This window comes from Streptomyces sp. NRRL F-5135, from assembly GCF_000719775.1.
Taxonomy (GTDB): domain Bacteria; phylum Actinomycetota; class Actinomycetes; order Streptomycetales; family Streptomycetaceae; genus Streptomyces; species Streptomyces hebeiensis.
Window position 1 is genome coordinate 22,231 of sequence record NZ_JOHR01000022.1, and the last position, 17,520, is coordinate 39,750.

At 69.8% G+C, this 17,520-nt stretch carries 13 protein-coding genes and 1 pseudogene; 10 read left to right on the forward strand and 4 right to left on the reverse strand.

Translation table 11 applies throughout. From position 1 onward, the window contains the following. Window positions 1-292: 292 nt before the first annotated feature. A complete protein-coding gene (locus IG02_RS0130375; RefSeq protein WP_234314969.1) occupies window positions 293-1,993 on the reverse strand; it encodes a putative glycoside hydrolase in 1,701 nt (566 codons plus the stop codon). A gap of 164 nt (window positions 1,994-2,157) precedes the next feature. Here IG02_RS0130375 and IG02_RS0130380 point away from each other — a divergent pair, with 164 nt between their 5' ends. After that, window positions 2,158-3,162, forward strand: coding sequence for a polysaccharide deacetylase family protein (locus IG02_RS0130380; protein ID WP_030755019.1), 1,005 nt, complete (start codon window positions 2,158-2,160; stop codon window positions 3,160-3,162). Window positions 3,163-3,302: 140 nt separating this feature from the next. After that, complete coding sequence (locus tag IG02_RS0130385; RefSeq protein ID WP_030755021.1) at window positions 3,303-4,061, forward strand: SDR family oxidoreductase; 759 nt, start codon at window positions 3,303-3,305, stop codon at window positions 4,059-4,061. A 172-nt stretch (window positions 4,062-4,233) separates the two neighbouring features. Here IG02_RS0130385 and IG02_RS0130390 read toward each other — a convergent pair. Next, window positions 4,234-4,704, reverse strand: a pseudogene (locus IG02_RS0130390) (haloacid dehalogenase type II); the annotation flags it as partial. 572 nt (window positions 4,705-5,276) lie between these two features. On the opposite strand from IG02_RS0130390, the gene IG02_RS0130395 reads away from it, so the two are divergent. The 6 genes from IG02_RS0130395 (at window position 5,277) to IG02_RS0130425 (ending at window position 13,909) form a co-directional block, all read left to right on the forward strand. Beyond that, window positions 5,277-7,313 carry a flavin monoamine oxidase family protein gene (locus tag IG02_RS0130395; protein ID WP_030755027.1) on the forward strand — a complete coding sequence of 679 codons (2,037 nt, stop codon included), beginning with the start codon at window positions 5,277-5,279 and terminating at the stop codon, window positions 7,311-7,313. Further along, window positions 7,310-9,172, forward strand: a complete 1,863-nt coding sequence (locus IG02_RS0130400) for a thiamine pyrophosphate-binding protein (RefSeq protein WP_030755029.1) — start codon at window positions 7,310-7,312, stop codon at window positions 9,170-9,172. The genes IG02_RS0130395 and IG02_RS0130400 overlap by 4 nt, the downstream gene beginning before the upstream one ends. 135 nt (window positions 9,173-9,307) lie before the next feature. Then, a complete protein-coding gene (locus IG02_RS0130410; protein WP_030755032.1) occupies window positions 9,308-9,817 on the forward strand; it encodes an inclusion body family protein in 510 nt (169 codons plus the stop codon). 293 nt (window positions 9,818-10,110) lie between these two features. Beyond that, window positions 10,111-10,245 (forward strand): hypothetical protein, encoded by a 135-nt coding sequence (locus tag IG02_RS43550; protein WP_267958548.1) that lies wholly within the window; start codon window positions 10,111-10,113, stop codon window positions 10,243-10,245. Between the two features lie 119 nt (window positions 10,246-10,364). Continuing rightward, complete coding sequence (gene lanKC / locus IG02_RS0130420; protein WP_051765903.1) at window positions 10,365-13,037, forward strand: class III lanthionine synthetase LanKC; 2,673 nt, start codon at window positions 10,365-10,367, stop codon at window positions 13,035-13,037. A 92-nt stretch (window positions 13,038-13,129) separates the two neighbouring features. Then, window positions 13,130-13,909 (forward strand): hypothetical protein, encoded by a 780-nt coding sequence (locus IG02_RS0130425; protein ID WP_030755044.1) that lies wholly within the window; start codon window positions 13,130-13,132, stop codon window positions 13,907-13,909. A 28-nt stretch (window positions 13,910-13,937) separates the two neighbouring features. On the opposite strand, the gene IG02_RS0130430 is transcribed toward IG02_RS0130425, so the two are convergent. Both IG02_RS0130430 and IG02_RS0130435 read right to left on the reverse strand, forming a co-directional pair. Beyond that, window positions 13,938-14,165, reverse strand: coding sequence for a hypothetical protein (locus tag IG02_RS0130430; protein ID WP_030755046.1), 228 nt, complete (start codon window positions 14,163-14,165; stop codon window positions 13,938-13,940). Next, a complete protein-coding gene (locus IG02_RS0130435; protein WP_078854959.1) occupies window positions 14,162-15,259 on the reverse strand; it encodes an endonuclease/exonuclease/phosphatase family protein in 1,098 nt (365 codons plus the stop codon). Before IG02_RS0130435 ends, IG02_RS0130430 begins: the two co-directional genes overlap by 4 nt. 87 nt (window positions 15,260-15,346) lie before the next feature. On the opposite strand from IG02_RS0130435, the gene IG02_RS0130440 reads away from it, so the two are divergent. Beyond that, the gene (locus IG02_RS0130440) at window positions 15,347-16,042 is read left to right on the forward strand and encodes a response regulator transcription factor (RefSeq protein ID WP_030755051.1); all 696 of its coding nucleotides are present in this window, start codon (window positions 15,347-15,349) and stop codon (window positions 16,040-16,042) included. Continuing rightward, window positions 16,035-17,123 (forward strand): sensor histidine kinase, encoded by a 1,089-nt coding sequence (locus tag IG02_RS0130445; protein WP_030755053.1) that lies wholly within the window; start codon window positions 16,035-16,037, stop codon window positions 17,121-17,123. Before IG02_RS0130440 ends, IG02_RS0130445 begins: the two co-directional genes overlap by 8 nt. Window positions 17,124-17,520: the final 397 nt, after the last annotated feature.

Genomic DNA, 17,520 nt, shown 5'->3' on the forward strand with positions numbered 1-17,520 from the left:
GTCCACGCCGGAGCGAGCCGGCCGCGGGCGGGGCGCCGGCGGCAAGCGGATCACCAACTCCTACGAGAACCGGCTCGGAGAGCGCCCGGAGCCCTTGACGGCCACGTCCGCGGGTCTCGGTGCCCTCGACCACAGGACCTCACTGGTCTTCATGAGCGTCGCGATGCGCCGCCAGGTTCATTTTCCTCATCGTCTCCCGGCCGGAACACGGGAGCGCGAACAAGCGGGGTCGGCGTACAACGCGCACCGCGCGCGTTGTACGCCGACCCCGCGTTCGACCGGTCACCTCGCGTCAGCGCGCGGTGATCTGCTGGAGCGCCGCCCCCTGGTAACGGGCTCCGGCGTTCCAGAGGATGAAGGAGTTCATCTTGTTGTCCGCCGCTGCCTTGATCTGATCGGCCACCTGGGCCGGCCCGTAGTGGCTGCCCATCGAGAAGTCCTGGAGCCAGGGAATCACCTCGGTCTGAGTGCCCTTCACGTGGCGGGCGAAGTCCTTCAGCGAGCGTTGCACGATCGCGTACGGTGCGGTGTCGGGGTTGGAGACGCCGTACTCCCCGGGCCCCCAGTGGGACGGGTAGACCATCGGTGCGATGTAGTCGCTGACCTTGGCCAGGGCCCCGATGTCCTGAGCGATCTCGGTGGGCCGGGTGGCGGCTATACCGAAGACCGAGACGCCGAGGTACGTGGGCTGCGAGCGCAGCGCGGTCCGCGTGTCGGCGACGAACGAGGTGATGGACTGCTCGGGCGTGGCGGACCCGATGCCCGGGAAGCGCATCTTCGACAGCGGGCCGTCGGGGCGGCGCACATAGTCGTAGAGGATGTCGTCGAAGCCGAGACCAGCCGCTTCGACGGCGAGGTCCTGGTTGTACTTGCGGACCGCCGGGTCGGCGAAGTTGGTGAAGGACAGCTTTCCGTAGTGGCCGCCGTTGTAGGGCTGTCCGTCGGGGGTCTGTACGACCTGGTTGCGCTTGCCGGACTTCCAGGACGCCGAGGCGAGCACGGGATCGCGGAAGGCGACGATGCGCCCGATGACCTGGGCGCCGGCGGCGTGGATCTCCGCCACGGCCTTGCGGGCGTCGTAGTAGCCCTTGGCCGCGCCGATCTGACGGGCCAGCGGTACCTGGGAGGCGTACCCGACCTCGCCGTCCTCGTCCTTGATGTCCAGTTCCACGGCGTTGAGCTTGCCGCTGCGGACGAGGGCCAGGATGTTGCCGCGCAGTGTGTTGTCGCCCCAGCCGATGGCGGTGATGTGCGCGGCGCGGATCATGGGGCGCCGGCCCCGGGCGGACACCGTCTTGGTGGTGGTGTTTCCGGCCCGGTCCACGGCGGTGACCGTGACGAGCGGTGTGCCCTGGGGGACCGTGGCCTTGAAGGCCCCGGCCTCGTCGACGGAGACCTCTTTGCCGTCGACGCTCACCTTGGCGTCGGTGGACGCCTTGCCGGTGATGGTCACCTTGGCGCCGGTGGGCGCCTTGCCGGTGGTGTTCGCCGCGGCGGCGACGTTCTTGACCTCGGGATCGGCCAGCGACAGAGCCGGAGCGGTGGTGTCCACGGAGAAGCCCACGACCTCCCGGTACGAGGCGAAGGGCAGACTGCTGTCGCCCTCCACCACCAGGGTGTGCCGGCCCTCGGCCAGAGGCGGGAGGCTGAGTTTCAGACGGGCGCCCTCGGCTCTGACGGGGAGCACCGCGCCGTCGAGGGTGGCACGCACCTTGTCCTTACCGCCGGCCGCGGCGGCGTCGAGATAGGCGCTGACATGCGCCGCCTTGCGCGCGTCGAGGACGGCGCCGTCGGTGAGACCCTGTACGCCCGGGCCAGAAGTGAAGAAGGCCCATGCTCCGACGCCTGCTCCGACCAGTGCGAGTGCCCCGGCCGACACTGTCAGTGCGCGCGGGAGGGCCGGACGGCGGGAACCGTAGGAGGAGGCGGAATACGGTATTTTTCTGCTGAACATCACGATGCCCTTCGTGCTGAGGCCGGTGGGTCCCTCCATGGATGCCGCGCCGGTGCACCGGTCCTCCTGTTTCTGACCGGATTTCATGCGAACGGCCGCGTGCGGACCCCGATGTGGTGACTGGGCCATACAGGGGAGGGGGCGGTACGGGGGCTCCCGCGGCCGGTAGGGATGGCGACACGCTCGCTTTGGAGGGGTCACACATGCGCCACTCTCTCGTCCCGTTCTGCGCCCTAGCGGGCGCTGTCCTGCTCGCCTCGGGCTGCTCCCCGGGAGCCTCGTCGACCGGTGGTGAGGCGGCCGCGTCACCGGCGGCGGCCAGCCCCGCCGCCGCGAAGGCCCCGGAAGAGGTCGGCGCGAACGAGCTCGGCCAGGTGCCCGTGCTGATGTACCACCAGCTCACCGAGAAACCGGCCAGTGTCTACGACCGCACCCCGGCCGATTTCCGAGCGGAGCTGGAGCGCCTCGCCCGGGAGAATTACGTGCCGGTCACCGCCCGGGACTTCCAGACGGGCCGCATCGATATTCCGGCCGGTACGCACCCGGTGGTCCTCACCTTCGACGACTCGACCAACAGCCAGGTACGACTCGGCCAGGACGGCGCCCCGGCGCCGGACACGGCCGTCGCCATCCTGATGAACACGGCCAAGAAGTACCCCGCGTTCAAGCCGGTGGCGACCTTCTTCGTCAACGCGGACGCCTTCTCCGCCACCGGTTCCGCCAAGGCGCTCGCCTGGCTGACGAGCCACGGCCACGAGGTCGGGAACCACACCGACCGCCACCAGAACCTGCGCTCCCTGGACCAGGCGGGCGCCGTGCGGGCCATCGCCGCCGGGCAGCAGGCGATCGAGAAGGCCGTGCCCGGCACCCGGGTCACGTCCCTCGCCCTGCCCTTCGGGGCCATGCCCCAGCCGGCCGCGGTCGCCGCGCGGGGGACCGGCTATCGCTACGGAGGGGTGTACCTCGTGGGGTCCAACCCCTCGGTCTCGCCGTTCGCCAAGTCCTTCGCGCCCGACGCGATCCCGCGGATCCGCTCCGCGGGGCCCAAGGACGCGGACGCCGAGTTCGGTTCGTCGCGGTGGCTGGACAAGCTCGCCACCGGCAAGAACTGGTACGTCTCGGACGGTGACCCGAACACGGTCGCCTTCCCCCGAGCCTCGCAGGATCAGCTGGCACCGGCTTTCGCCAAGCGGGCCCGGCCGTATTAGGACGTGTTGTGAAACGAGCGCCGTCCGTCCGAAGGGCGGGCGGCGGCGTCTGGTGGAGTGGTAATGGGTGAGCAGTCCGCGGTGCGCGGTGCTCCGACGGAAGCGTGGGAGACACGGCGTTCCGCCGACACGGAGGACACATGAAGTCCACGACGAAGCCGACAGCCCTGGTGACCGGCGGCAGCCGCGGGATCGGCGCGGCCACCGCGCGGGTACTCGCGGCTCGCGGATACCACGTAGCCGTCAACTACGTCTCCAACCGTGAGGCGGCCGACCAGGTGGTCAAGCTCATCGAGACCGACGGCGGCGAAGCCTTCGCCGTGCGGGCGGACGTGCACGACCCCGGCCAGTCGGCCGAACTGCTGAAGCGCTCCGCGACCGACGGACGCCTGGACGTCCTCGTCTGCAACGCCGGTGCCCGCTTCACTCCCACCCCCGTGCGGACCCTCGCCTGGGACGATTTCAGGACGAAGGTGACGAACGAGCTGGCTTCCGTCTACACCCTCACCCAGCACGCGCTGGCGCTCATGGGTGCCCGGGGGCGGGGCCGCATCGTGTACGTCTCGAGCGCCGCGGCAGACGGTCCGCCCGCCCCGGGCATGGCTGCCCACGGTACCGCCAAGGCCGCCCTGAACACCTTCGCGCGCTTCGTCGCCCACGAGGCCGGCCCGCTCGGTATCAACGTCAACGTCGTGGCACCGGGCTATGTGCGCACCGAGAGCAGTGCGCATATGCCGTGGGAGTTCCAGCGGCGGCTGATGACGAACACACCTCTGGGGCGGGTCGCGGAACCGGAGGACGTGGCCAGGGCGATCGCGATGCTCGTCGGCGAGGAAGCCCGCTTCGTCACGGGTGAGGTTCTCACCGTCGACGGCGGCTACGGCCTGGCACGACGGTAGAGAAGGCTCGGCCACGCGGCTACGGGCACACGCGCACGACGTTCACCGGCCCGGCGTGACAACGGCGCGGGCCCCGTTCGCGGCTTCGCCGGGATCGTGGGACGGTGTCGTCCGCCGTGATCAGCGGTCGTACGGCCTGATGCCGACGCGGGGGAGCGCGGGTCGGTCCTGGTCACCTCGCCGTCAGCGCGGTGACCAGCTCATCCAGTCCGCCGAACCGCAGGTCGAAGGCATCGGTGCTCGTGGGCGGATCCCCGAACGGCCGGTGGACGTAGGCGGTTCGCATGCCCCTCGCCCGAGCTCCGCGCAGGTCCCAGGCGTGGGCGGCCACCATCAGCACGCGTTCGGGCGGACATCCTGCGGTGTCGACGGCGAGCCGGTAGACCTCCGGTGCCGGCTTGTAGGCCGACACGGCTTCGGCGGACAGGGCCTGGTGCCAGCGCAGCCCCGCATGTGCGCTCAGGCGCAGCAGGTCGGTACGGCCTGCGTTGGAGAGGGCGAGTACGGGGAACTGGCGCGCGAGCCGCTCCAGGCCGGCGGCGGAGTCGCTCCACGGGGGCAGGCGTCGGCCGGCGGTGGCCAGCCGGGCGATGGTCGCCGGCTCGGCGAGTCCGGCTCGGTCGGCCACCCGGTGAGCGCGGTCGCACCGTCTGTCTCGGTTGGCTGGGATCCGTACCCCGGCCGCACATCGGACGAGTCGCACCGCCGCCCCCGGAAGTCACGTCCGTAACGGCTTCGCCCCGCCCGGCCGCCGACGGAGCCGGCAACCCGCCGGTCGTGCTCCGGAGCGGACCGGTGTGCTCGTCCGGGCCCGGCGAAGCCCGCTACGACGCCCCGCCCGCACGGCCGGCGACGGTACCGGTCGTGGTCGTTCGTGTGCCCGCGTCCCACGCGTGAGGCTCGAACCGAGGCCGTCACGCGGTGGGACGACCGCGGCTGGACGGGGGCCGCCGACCTCGCACCCTCACCGGCCCGACCGGCTGGCGAGACCGCCACCGTCAACGCTCAAGGAATTCCGCATTCCGTGCGTGAATCGCTGATTCTGCTTCGCCGCCTTTCTCTTCCGCCCCTGGCGAATCTCCGGTTTCCGCAAGCGGGAAATAAGGGCCGGGGTGAGCAAGCCACAAACGCGTCAAGCGATGCGGTCGACGTTTTCAGGACTTTGTCTCCCGGGGGAAGCGGGGAATTGTTTTTCCATATCTACGATTCCGAGCTATGACCGACACTCCGCGGGACAACTCCGCCACCCGTGCGCGCTGGCAGACATGTCTCAAGCTCGCCCGAGAACTCCTCCTCGTGGGGCCGGACGGCAAGGACCTCAAACTCGACTATCTCCACACCCTGATCGACACCGGCCATCTCGGCCCCACCCGGCATCCGCGCAAGAAGGTCCTCGTGATCGGCGCCGGTGTCACCGGCCTCGTCGCCGCCCGCCTGCTCAAGGACGCCGGTCACGACGTCACCGTCCTGGAGGCCAACGAGAGCCGTGTCGGCGGACGCGTCAAGACCTTCCGTGCCACCAAGCACCACCAGCCCTTCGACGACCACGCCCAGTACGCCGAGGCCGGCGCCATGCGGCTGCCCGACTTCCACCCGCTCGTCCTCGCCCTCGTCGACAAGCTCGGGCTCGGTCGCCGCCAGTTCTACAACGTGGACGTGGACCCCTCCACCGGCAGCGGCCCCGAGACCCCGGTCCCCCCGGTGACCTACACCTCCTTCACCGGCCGGACGTGGACCTACGGTGACGACAGCCCCGACTTCCGGGAACCCGACAAGCTCGGCAACTCCTGGATCCGCACCAACCGTGTCCAGGTGCGCCGTGCCGACTACGCCACCACTCCCGAACGGATCAACGAGGGCTTCCACCTCACCGACGACGAGGTCCGCGCCCCGGTCGTGAAGATGGTCGACGACGCACTGGAGAGCGTGCGCGACTACTACTCCGACGTCGTCGACGGGAAGCGCGTCAACAAGCCGTTCGACGAGTGGGTCGAGGGCTGGGCCCGGGTGATCCGCGACTTCGACGGCTACTCGATGGGTGGCTTCCTGCGCGACCACGCCGGGCTCAGCGACGAGGCGGTCGAGGCCGTCGGAACCATCGAGAACATGTCCTCACGGCTGTACCTCTCCTTCTTCCACTCCTTCCTGAGCCGCAGTGACATCAATCCCGCCGTCCGCTACTGGGAGATACCCGGCGGCAGCTGGCGCCTGCCGCACGCACTCCACCAGGGCCTGCTCGACGAGGTGCGGCTCGGCCACCGCATGATCCGCCTCGAGTACCACGATCCCAGCCGCGACACCGACCCCGAGGGCACCGACGCCGTCGGACCCGACGGATGGGGCGTGGCCGTGCAGACCGTCGCCGAGAACGACCCGGGGGCCGCGCCGCGCCTGTGGACCGCGGACCTGGCGGTCGTCACCATCCCGTTCTCCGCCCTGCGCTTCGTGGAGATCGTCCCCTCGATGTCGTACAAGAAGCGCCGCGCCATCATCGAGACGCACTACGACCAGGCCACCAAGGTGTTGCTGGAGTTCAGCCGCCGGTGGTGGGAGTTCACCGAGGACGACTGGCGCGACGAACTCGAGAGCATCGCTCCGGGTCTCCACGAGTACTACCGGCTGAGCGACGAGGCGGACACCGAATCCGTCCCGACGCTTCCCGAGCCCGGGGCCGGCCTGCTCGGCGCAGCGGTCAAGGACAGCAGCGTCTCCGAGGAGATGCGGCAGCTGGGCGGCAGCCTGCCGCTGCGCGGCCCCGCCGTCCGCCCCGCCACCCACTGCTTCGGAGGGGGCTCCGCCACCGACAACCCCAACCGGTTCATGTACTACCCCTCGCACCGGGTCGAGGGCAGCACCGGCGGCGTGGTGCTCGCCTCGTACAGCTGGTCCGACGACGCCGCGCGCTGGGACTCCATGCGGGACGCCGAGCGCTACGTCTACGCCCTGCGCAACCTCCAGGCCCTGCACGGCCGCCGTATCGAGGTGTTCTTCACCGGGCGGGGCGCCACCAAGAGCTGGGCCCGCGACCCGTACGCCTTCGGCGAGGCCGCCATCTACACGCCGCACCAGATGACCAGCTTCCACCTGGACGCCTCCCGGCCGGAAGGGCCCGTGCACTTCGCAGGGGAGCACACATCCCTCAAGCACGCGTGGATCGAGGGCGCTCTGGAGAGCGCCGTCCGCGCGGCCGTCGCCGTCCACAAGGCACCGCCGGTCACCACCCCGGGTCCGAGCAAGGAGGACCGCTCGTGACCGTGATCACCTCCGACTGCACGGTCGCCCGCTACCTCGCCCTGCGTCTGGCCGAGCTGGGCATCACCCACCTGTTCGGCGTTCCCGGCAACCACCTCGGCCCCTTCCTGACCACCCTGCGGGCCGAGGGCGACATCGAGTGGGTCGGTACTCCCACCGAGGGCGGCGCGGGTCAGGCCGCCGACGCCTACGCCCGTGTCCACGGCATCGGCGCGGCCGCCGTCACCTACAGTGTCGGCGCGTTCAACCTGCTCAACGCCTGTGGTGGGGCCTACGTCGAGCAGATCCCGCTCGTCGCCGTCAACGCGTCCCCGCCCTACGAGCAGTGGCAGAACTACCGCGCCATCGGCATGCTCACGTCGCACATGAGCCCTCGCTCCGAGAGCAACCTCGACGTCTACCGGCAGGTCACCGTGGACGCCCAGGTCATCTCCAACCCGGGGCTCGCCCCCGGCCAGATCGACGCCGCGCTCACCGCCTGCCTCTCCGAGCGCAGGCCGGTCTACCTGGAGGTCATGGAGGACCTGTGGGACGAGCCCTGCTCCGAGCCCGCGGAGCCCATCCGCCGCCGCGAGCGGCCGTTCAGCGCGCGCAACCGGCCCATGCTGGACCGCGCCGTCGACGCGATCCTCACCCTGATCGATGAGCATCCGGGCCCGGACGGCCGCCCACGCCCGATCGTGTGGGCCGGTGAGGAGGTCGACCGGTTCCGTCTCGGCGGACAGCTCACCGACCTGGTGGCGGCCACCGGAGTGCCGTTCTGCACCACCGTCGGTGCCAAGGCCGTCGTCGACGAGGACCTGCCGCAGTTCCACGGCGTGTACAACGGCGCGGCCAGCCACCCGGACGTGCACTGGATCTTCAAGGACTGGGCCACCTGCCGGATCGGGCTCGGCGCCTGGTCCACGTCGAAGAACCTCGGCGGCGATCGATACATCGGCGGCGACTGGGTGATGGCCGCGAACGGCGGCGTCAGCGTCGGCACCCGCTACTTCCCCGACGTACAGCTCGAACAGCTGCTGCCCGCCCTCCAGGACGCGCTGGTGAAGGCCTACGGCTCCGGGGGACTGGCGGCCGACTACTACGCCGAGGCCCACGCTTACCACGGAGCCCCCCGCGACCGCCCCGCCGGCCTGGAGCACCACCGTGCCTCGCTCCGCACCAGCGGCTCTCGGTCCAGGCACGCCGAACGGCTCACCTATGACGGCGTCTTCGACCGGATCAACCACTTCCTGGGCCACGAGACCCGGCAGGACTGGACGGTGGTCTCCGACGCCGCGTTCTCCCTCATCGGCTCGATGAACCTGTCCCTGCCCGCCGGCGGGTTCCTGTCCCAGATCAGCTGGCTGTCCATCGGCTGGTCGGTCGGTGCGGCCACCGGCGCCGGTCTCGCCCCCGAGCGCGGGCACGCCCGGCCGATGGTGTTCGTCGGCGACGGCGCCTTCCAGGAGACCTGTCAGGAGATCTCCACCCACACCCGGCTCGGCCTGCGGTCGGTGGTGTTCGTCATGGACAACGGACACTTCTACGGCATCGAGCAGATGCTGGTTCACCCGTCCTACTACGCCGATCCGGGCTCCGCCGATCCGGGCTCCGCGGACTCGGACGGCGCGGACTTCTACAACGTCCTCCACCCGTGGCACTACGACCGCCTCGCGGCCGTCTTCGCCGGCAGGAGGACCCCGGCGACCGGCATCAGCATCGCGCACCCCACCGAGCTGGACGACCTGCTGGCCCGCCTCACCGATCCGGACGACCCGGTCAACGCGGGACCGCTGCTCGTCCGTGTCCGCCTGCACCGGCACGACTACCCGCGAGCGATGGCGTACAAGGTGCGAAAGTCCTCAGCGGTGGAGTGACGGTGCTGCTCCGCGCCGGTGCGAGGGTGGTCCTCCGCGTCGGCGCGACGGTCCTGCCGGACCGGAGGGCGGAGAAGGGGCACGCCGGGGCGGCGTGCCCGTGCCAGGAATTCCCATAATCGAAGGGGGAAGAAAATGGCTGATCTCAACGTACTGATCGCGTTCGACGCGGCCACGATCGTCGAGCAGTATCCCAACGCGTCGAGGAACCCGGCCGCGCCGACGCAGGTCGACCACGGTCTGATCTACATGACGACGCGCCACGACCACATCATCGGTACATCGGGGGCCGAGTTGAACCTCCGTGCCGAGCCCGGGGACAGCATCAGGTGGCGGGAGACGACGCTGTCGCTCAGCAGCGACTACAAGGCGTTGCTCTACAAGTACGTGAGCAGCGACACCGACCACACGCTGATCAGGACGCCGGAGATCGAGGTGATCGACGGGATCTACCCGATTCCGAAGGAAGGGGCGGAGGGCAGGCCCGACTTCGTGACGCAGAACTACCAGGATCACTACTGGCGGGCGACGGTCAAGAAGACGGGCAAGGTCGTGTACCACTTCTACTTCCAGATCCTGGACCGCCATCGGCAATTGAAGGGGTACTTCCAGTGGGACCCCTTCATCACCATCGAAAACCCCTGACGCTCCCCGGACATGGGCGGCGGTCTCCGGGGCCGCCGCCCACCCGCGCCACGGTGAGCGGTTGCCGTGGCACAAACAGGGGGCTACACCGGATCGGCGACAAACGTTTGTACGCCTTCCGGAAACGCGTTCACGCCATCCGGGCCGAACAGCTCATCACTCGCTCGAATCCGCCTCCGGAAACCATGTATTCAAGACAGCCGGGGAGTTGCGGGATTGACGGTGCTTGACCGCAGGGAAAAGATGTATCGCAATGTTTCCCGGTCGACGCCCCGAAAAAGGAGGTTGGAACCGTGCAGTTCGTCCTTGATCTGCAAGGCATCACCAGCGCCGAGGAAGTGGCGAGCGAACACCTGATGATCAGCGATTTCTCGACCATCTTCTGCGGTTGGGAGCCCGTCCAGGAGCCGGCTCGCGGAGCGGAATGAGCCGCGGGACGGACTGAGCCGGAATCGTGTGGATCCCGGGGCCCGGTGGACCATGGTGCCACCGGGCCCCGGGACGATCCCCCGGCTGCCGCGGGCCTTCGTTCCGGGAGGAAGGTGAAGTGAAGCTCCACTACGTCCGGTACTGCCAGGCCGACAGCCCCTTCTACGACGAGCCACGAAGACGTCCGGACGGACACGGGTACTACCTCCAGGCCGGGCAGGAGCCGCCCGCCGGCTGGACCTCCGGCATCCACGGCCCCTGGGTACGTCTGGCCCCGCGGGACGCGCGGCTTCCTCCGCAGGGCTGGAAGGTGCACGTGTCGGCCCGCCCCGAAACCGCCCAGCTCCTGCTCGACCGCACCTTCGCCTACTGCGTCGAGCGGAGGATACCGTTCAAGTTCCTGGCCGGTGAAACCGAACTCCGCGGCCGGAACCACAAATACGCGGACCGCGGCGGCAGCGGAAAGTTCATCACCGTGTACCCGGTGTCCGACGCGCAGCTCCACGCACTTCTCACCGACCTCGACCCCCGGCTCAAGGGGCTCGGCGGGCCACACATCCTGTCGGACCTGCGCTGGGCCGACGGCCCGCTCCACCTTCGGTACGGAGGGTTCGCCGAACGGTACGTTCACGGCGTCCTGAACGCGCCGGAACCGGCGATCGAGACACCGGACGGCCGGCTGGTGGCCGACACCCGTTCCCCGGTTTTCCGGTTGCCCGAATGGGTGCGGCCGCCCGCGTTCCTCGCAGCCGCGCTGCGGGAGCGGACGCGGCACGAAGCGCCGCCGCGACTTCCCTACACGATCGACTCCGCCCTGCACTTCTCCAACGGCGGCGGAGTCTATCTCGCCACGGACCGGCGGACCGGGCAGAAGGTGGTTCTCAAAGAGGCCCGCCCCCACGCCGGGCTCGACCAGCGCGGCCGGGACGCCGTCCAGCGCCTCCGCCACGAGCGCGACGTGCTGAGGGAACTGGCGGACGTCGAGGAGGTCGTCGACTGCGTCGACTCGTTCCAGCTGTGGGAACACCACTTCCTGGTTCTCTCCCATGCCGAAGGCGTGGGATTCCACAGAGAAGTGGCCCGGCGCACGCCCCTGCACACTCCCGAGGCCGGTGACCGGGCATTCGCCGAGTACACCGTGTGGGCCACGAACGTCCTGGACAAGATCGGAACCGCTGTCCGCGCGCTGCACGCGAAGGGATTCGCCTTCGGGGACCTTCACCCCGGGAACATCGTTGTCACCCCGGACGGTGGCATCCGGCTGCTCGACTTCGAAATGGCCGTCCGCTCCGACGACCCCCAGGACATCCGCACCGGCGCGCCCGGCTTCGCCCCGCCCACCCCCAGGGGCGGCGTCCTCGCCGACCGGTATGCGCTCGGCTGCCTGCGGCTGTCGGCGTTCCTCCCGCTCACCGCCGTGCTGCCCCTCGATCCGAGTCGCGCGGCGGCCCACCTCCGGTTCGTGACGTCCCGGTTTCCGGTCTCCGAGCACTGGGCCTCCGAGACCCTGGAGCTGCTGGCGCCGCACCGGCCCGGCGGGGCCGGCGCGCCGGGCCGGCCGGCGGCCGACGGCACTCCGATCGGCGACCTCGGGGACGCCGCCACCGCCGACTGGCCCGCGATCGAGGCCTCGGTGGCCCGCGCCGTGTGGAACAGCGCCACGCCGCGGCGGGACGACCGGCTCTTCCCCGGGGATGTCGAACAGTTCGTCCTCGGCGGCCTCGGGTTCGGATACGGGGCAGCGGGTGTGCTGTACGCGATGGCCCGGGCCGGCCACGGCCGCCGCGAGGAGTACGAGGCCTGGCTGCTCGACGCCGTCCGTCGGCCGCGGGCCGCGCCGCGGCGCGGGTTCTACGACGGGCTGCACGGCATCGCGTACGCCTTCGAGGCGATCGGTGACCGCGATGCCGCCCTGGAGGTTCTGGATCGTGCCGAGGCCCCTCTCCGGGACGGTGTCGTCGTCGGGGACGACCTGGGAACGGGACAGGCCGGTGTGGTCCTCAACCGGCTCCACTTCGCCCGCCGGCTGGGCGACCGCGGGCTGCGTGCCGAAGCCGTCACCGCCGCGCACCGGATCGCGGACAGGCTGACCGGTGTCCCGCTTTCCACGGAGACCGCCGGCCGCGGCGGTTCGGCCCGCCGGGCGGGGCTCCTCCACGGAGCCTCGGGACTCGCGCTGATGTTCACGCGGCTGTACGAGGAGACCGACGATCACGCCCAGGAGTACCTCGACCTCGCCGAGCGCGCCGTGCGGCTGGATCTGGAACGATGCGTACTCGTCCCCGGCACCGGAGCCCTGCAGGTCGACGAAGGACGCCGCATGATGCCGTACATCGCGACCGGCTCGGCGGGGATCGGTCTGGCCCTGCTCGCCCTGTTGAGGCACCGGCGGCCCCCGGATCTGCTGCGGGCCATGAACGGCCTGCTGAAGGCCGCCTTGCCCGTCTTCCACGTGTTCCCCGGCCTTTTCACGGGCACAGCCGGACAGCTGGGGTTCCTCCAGCAGGCCCGGCGCGCCGGATTCGGCGCGCACGACGGGCCCGGCGGGCGCGACGGCGGGTCCGGCGGGACGATCGCGACCCAACACGACCGGCTGCGGCTCCACATGACGGTTCTGCGGGGCGAGATCGCCTTCCCCGGCGAGCAACTCATGCGGCTCTCCATGGACTTCGGCACCGGAAGCGCCGGCATCCTGCACACGCTGGCCACACTGCGTGACGACCGGCTGCCACTGCTGCCTTTCGTGCTCCCGTTCACCGACGACCGCCGGGAGACGGGCACCGCGCCCTGACCCGTCGTACGCGCCCACCGTCCGCCGCGACGCTGCACACCCCGTACACCCCCTTGCACGCCCCACGCCCAGCCGTACCGAAAGGCACACTCATGCCCACACCCGAGATCAGCAGGCGTACAGCACTTCGCTTCTCCGCGGTCGCTGCCCTGTCGACCGGTACCACCGTCACCTCGGCCGTCCCGGCGCACGCCGGGAAGCGGCGGCCCGGGGACGAGTTGCCCGAGGTGCCCGGCATGCACGGGGACCGGAGGGCCAACGAGATGTGGTACCGGTTCGACGACGTCACCAACTTCAAGGCGTCGCCGGAGCTGATGGAGGCGTACACCGCGATCGCCGGACACCTCGGCGGAGACGTGGAGAGCGCCCCGCTGCGCATCTGGCGGGAGATGAGCGCGCATCCGGACTATCCGCACAATTTCGTCGAGCGCTTCCGCCCGCTCGTCGGACCACTGACCCTCGTCTCCCGCACCCAGCTGGGGTGCTTCGACAGGTACTACCCGCGGCACGGTTCCGGCCTCGTGCGAGCGTTCTCCTACTTCGGTCAAGGCGTGCTGTTCGATCCGCGGCGCGCGGACGTCAAGTCGGAGGTGCACGCGATGAACGGCGCGGTGCCCCGTGGCTATCACGTCTGGCACGTGTACATCCGCGCGATGACTCTGCTCGGCGTCGACCGGGAACGATGGTCCGCCATCTCCTCGCTCAACGCCTTCGCCTGGGCCTTGCAGTCGGTCGCGCGTCCGGACCTGCGCGCGGTCAACCCACCCCTGCCGACGGGCACGGTCGCGCGGCTGGCCGCTGGCTGGCTGCCGCGCGATGTGCGCCGGCTCGACAGCGATTTCCAGTCCTTCCCCTACCCCGCCGGGGTGTGAAAGGCCGTCCGGCGGTCGCAACACGCCCTTAGGGACGAGGGCTGGTTCCGGTCGTCGCGGCTTGGGCGGCCGCCAGTACGGCGAGAACGTCCTGGGCGGCGGCGCGCAGGGTGACCTCGCTCGGTGCGACGGAGGGTTCGACCGCCCCTTTGATCACCTGGCCGAGCAGCTCCGCGCGGCGTTCCGGGTCGGGGACCCGGTCCGCGGGCACGGCCACTCCGCCGGTGAGGAAACCTGACAGAACCGTGTCGATCACGTAGATCTGGTCCGCGACCAGCTGATTCCGGCCGCCACTGGCAGGTGATCGCTGCCGGTGGCCGGCAGCATCCACGAGTTCACCGGCTCCATGCCTCTGACCAGGATCTGGTCGATCCGCACCACCGGGAACCTCGCCGGCCAGCTGAAGCCGAAGCCGTCCCCGGCCACTTCCTGGGCCGAGCGCAGCCGCGAGGTGATGTCGGCGAACGCGCGGTCGTCCGTGGTGCCGTTCAGATCGGCGAGCAGCACCACCCGCTCGTTCTGCTCGGCGGCGATGGCCCTGCCGAGCGCCTGCGCGCCCCTGTCCCGCTGGGCTGTCGAAAAACCCGCCCGTGGAGTCACCCGTGCGGACCCCAGGTGGGCCACATACACCGCCAGCGGACCCCGGTCCGTGGCCACCGTGGTGCGCAGCGCCCGGGTGTGGGCCATCTTGGCGTCGGCCGGCTTGGTGTCCGCCAGCGGCCCGTAGTCCATCTTGGTGTCGACCGGCCGGGTGTCCGACAGCGGCAGTCTGCTCCACAGCCCGACCGTGCCCCGCACCGCGTGGTACGGGTACGCCTTCGCCAACCCCTTCTCGTACGTGCCCCTGGCCTGCTCGGTCAGCTCCTGCAGGGCCAGCACGTCCGCCCCGGAGGCGATCAGGTCGCGGGCGGTGCCGGCCGGGTCGGGGTTGTCGGCCCCGACGTTATGGCCGGCCACGGTGAGGTCGCTGCCCCGGTGGGACTTGTCGCCGAGCAGCCCGGCGAAGAGGGACAGCCACACCATGACCGGCAGCAGCAGGGCGGCCACCGCGGTGGCGGAGCGGCGCCACAGCGCCCCGGCCAGCAGCACCGGGATGAACAGACCGAACCACGGCAGGAAGGTCTCCACCAGGCTGCCGAGGTTCCCGATCCGGTTCGGGATCTTCGCGTGCAGCAGCATGAAGAGGCCCAGCAGCAGCGCCGGCACCGCGAGCACCGGGCCGCGCTTCCAGGGCCCGGGCCGGGTGCCGACGCGGATCGCCCGTCGGATGCCCGCGCGCCAGGGACCGGCGCCGGGGAGCCGGCGAATCCGGCGGGTCGTTGTTCGTTCTGATGGTGAGGTGTGAGCCATACCGCCAGTCAAGGCAGTGCGGTGTTGCCGGCACGTATGAGGTTTTCGATACACCGACGATATGTGCCGACTTGTATCGTCGACCGAATGCGTGTGTTGATTGTCGAGGACGAGCCCTATCTGGCAGAGGCGATCCGCGATGGCCTGCGCCTGGAAGCGATCGCCGCCGACATCGCGGGTGACGGCGACACCGCGCTGGAACTGCTGGGCGTCAACACCTACGACATCGCCGTCCTCGACCGCGACATCCCCGGGCCCTCCGGTGACGAGATCGCCAGACACATCGTCGCCTCGGGCAGCGGCATGCCGGTCCTCATGCTCACCGCGGCCGACCGTCTCGACGACAAGGCCACCGGGTTCGGACTCGGGGCCGACGACTACCTCACGAAACCTTTCGAACTGCGGGAACTCGCGCTCAGGCTCAGAGCACTCGACCGCAGGCGCGCCCACAACAGGCCGCCCGTACGGGAGATCGCGGGCCTGCGGCTGGATCCGTTCCGCAGAGAGGTCCACCGGGACGGCCACTACGTCGCGTTGACCCGGAAGCAGTTCGCGGTGCTCGAAGTGCTCGTCGCGGCCGAAGGCGGTGTCGTCAGCGCCGAAGGACTCCTGGAACGCGCGTGGGACGAGAACGCCGACCCGTTCACCAACGCGGTGCGCATCACCGTCTCGGCACTGCGCAAGCGTCTTGGCGAGCCCTGGATCATCGCCACCGTGCCGGGCGCCGGCTACCGCATCGACACGCGACCGGAGGCCGGAGGCGGGGGAGGAGACCGTGGATAGAGCGCCCGGATTGAGCGTTCGCCTCAAGCTCACGCTCAGCTACGCCGGATTCCTCATACTCGCCGGCGCACTGCTGCTCGCAGCCGTGTGGGTGTCCCTGCTGCGTTTCATGCCCGACGTGGGGGCAAGCCCTGATGGACCGCTGAAGCGCTCCGACTTCCTGCACATCTTCGCACCGACCGCGGGCGCGGGGCTGGTCTTCCTGCTGGTGTTCGGTCTCGTGGGAGGATGGATTCTCGCCGGCCGGATGCTCGCCCCCCTGACCCGCATCACCGACGCCACACGCATGGCCACGAACGGATCGCTCGCCCACCGAATCCGGCTGCCGGGCCGTGATGACGAGTTCCGCGAACTCGCCGACGCCTTCGACGCGATGCTCGCACGGCTCGAAGCGCACATCGCCGAACAGCGGAGATTCGCGGTCAACGCCTCTCACGAGCTGCGTACCCCGCTGGCGACCTCGAAGGCACTTCTCGACGTGGCCCGCAGCGATCCGAACCGCGACACCGGCGAACTCATCGACCGCCTCCACGCCGTCAACGCCCGAGCGATCGACCTCACCGAGGCACTGCTCCTGCTCAGCCGCGCCGAGCGGCGGTCGGTCACCCGGGAGCACGTCGACCTGTCCCTGATGGCGGAAGAGGCCACCGAAACGCTTCTCCCTCTCGCGGAAAGGCACGGCGTCACCATCGAGACCGGCGGCGACATCGCGCCCACGATCGGATCGCAAGCGCTCCTGCTGCAGCTGACCACGAACCTCGTACACAACGCGATCATCCACAACCTGCCCGAACAGGGCATGGTGTGGGTCAACACCAGCGTCCGCCCGAGGACTGTGGTGCTCACCGTCGAAAACACCGGCGAGAAGCTCACCCCAAAGCTCGCCTCGACACTCACCGAACCATTCCAGCGCGGCACGGAACGCGTACACACCGACCACGCAGGCGTCGGCCTGGGCCTGGCCATCGTCAAAACCATCACCCACACACACGACGGAACCCTCACTCTTGCTCCGCGCTCCGCCGGCGGTATCCGCATCACTGTGGAACTACCCGCGACAGCCCCGCACGCCGGCGGGTGACGCATCAGGGAATCGGTGAGACATCTTCGCCTTCCCGGCCGACGCGTTCACATTGCGCCATGTCAGGCACCTCATTTTCCGGCCAGCCCGTCGGTCCGCGTCCCGTGGAAACTGAGCCGTCGCAGCCACGGCGATGACAATTCCTTTACTGCGATGGTAATTCCTTTACTGCTCGAGGGGAACCGGCGCGGGCGGCCGGATGGGAACCGGCTGCCGGTTCCGGCATAAACTAAAACGCGCATAAACAGTTGGTGAATATTGACCAAAAGGGTCGCGGGGGCGGAGCCTGGGGACGGGGGAAGTCCCGAAAAAGGGCATTGTCCAAAACCTCGCGGATGCAGCACCGGGTGAATCCATTTTGCCCTGGTTTGTGCATCGTTGTATCGCTCAACGTTTT

Excerpts from the sequence above, each read along its gene's own strand:
- IG02_RS0130375 (WP_234314969.1), bottom strand. The coding sequence starts at position 1,993 with ATGGAGGGACCCACCGGCCTCAGCACGAAGGGCATCGTGATGTTCAGC.
- IG02_RS0130380 (WP_030755019.1), top strand. The coding sequence starts at position 2,158 with ATGCGCCACTCTCTCGTCCCGTTCTGCGCCCTAGCGGGCGCTGTCCTG.
- IG02_RS0130385 (WP_030755021.1), top strand. The coding sequence starts at position 3,303 with ATGAAGTCCACGACGAAGCCGACAGCCCTGGTGACCGGCGGCAGCCGC.
- IG02_RS0130395 (WP_030755027.1), top strand. The coding sequence starts at position 5,277 with ATGACCGACACTCCGCGGGACAACTCCGCCACCCGTGCGCGCTGGCAG.
- IG02_RS0130410 (WP_030755032.1), top strand. The coding sequence starts at position 9,308 with ATGGCTGATCTCAACGTACTGATCGCGTTCGACGCGGCCACGATCGTC.
- IG02_RS0130425 (WP_030755044.1), top strand. The coding sequence starts at position 13,130 with ATGCCCACACCCGAGATCAGCAGGCGTACAGCACTTCGCTTCTCCGCG.
- IG02_RS0130435 (WP_078854959.1), bottom strand. The coding sequence starts at position 15,259 with ATGGCTCACACCTCACCATCAGAACGAACAACGACCCGCCGGATTCGC.
- IG02_RS0130440 (WP_030755051.1), top strand. The coding sequence starts at position 15,347 with ATGCGTGTGTTGATTGTCGAGGACGAGCCCTATCTGGCAGAGGCGATC.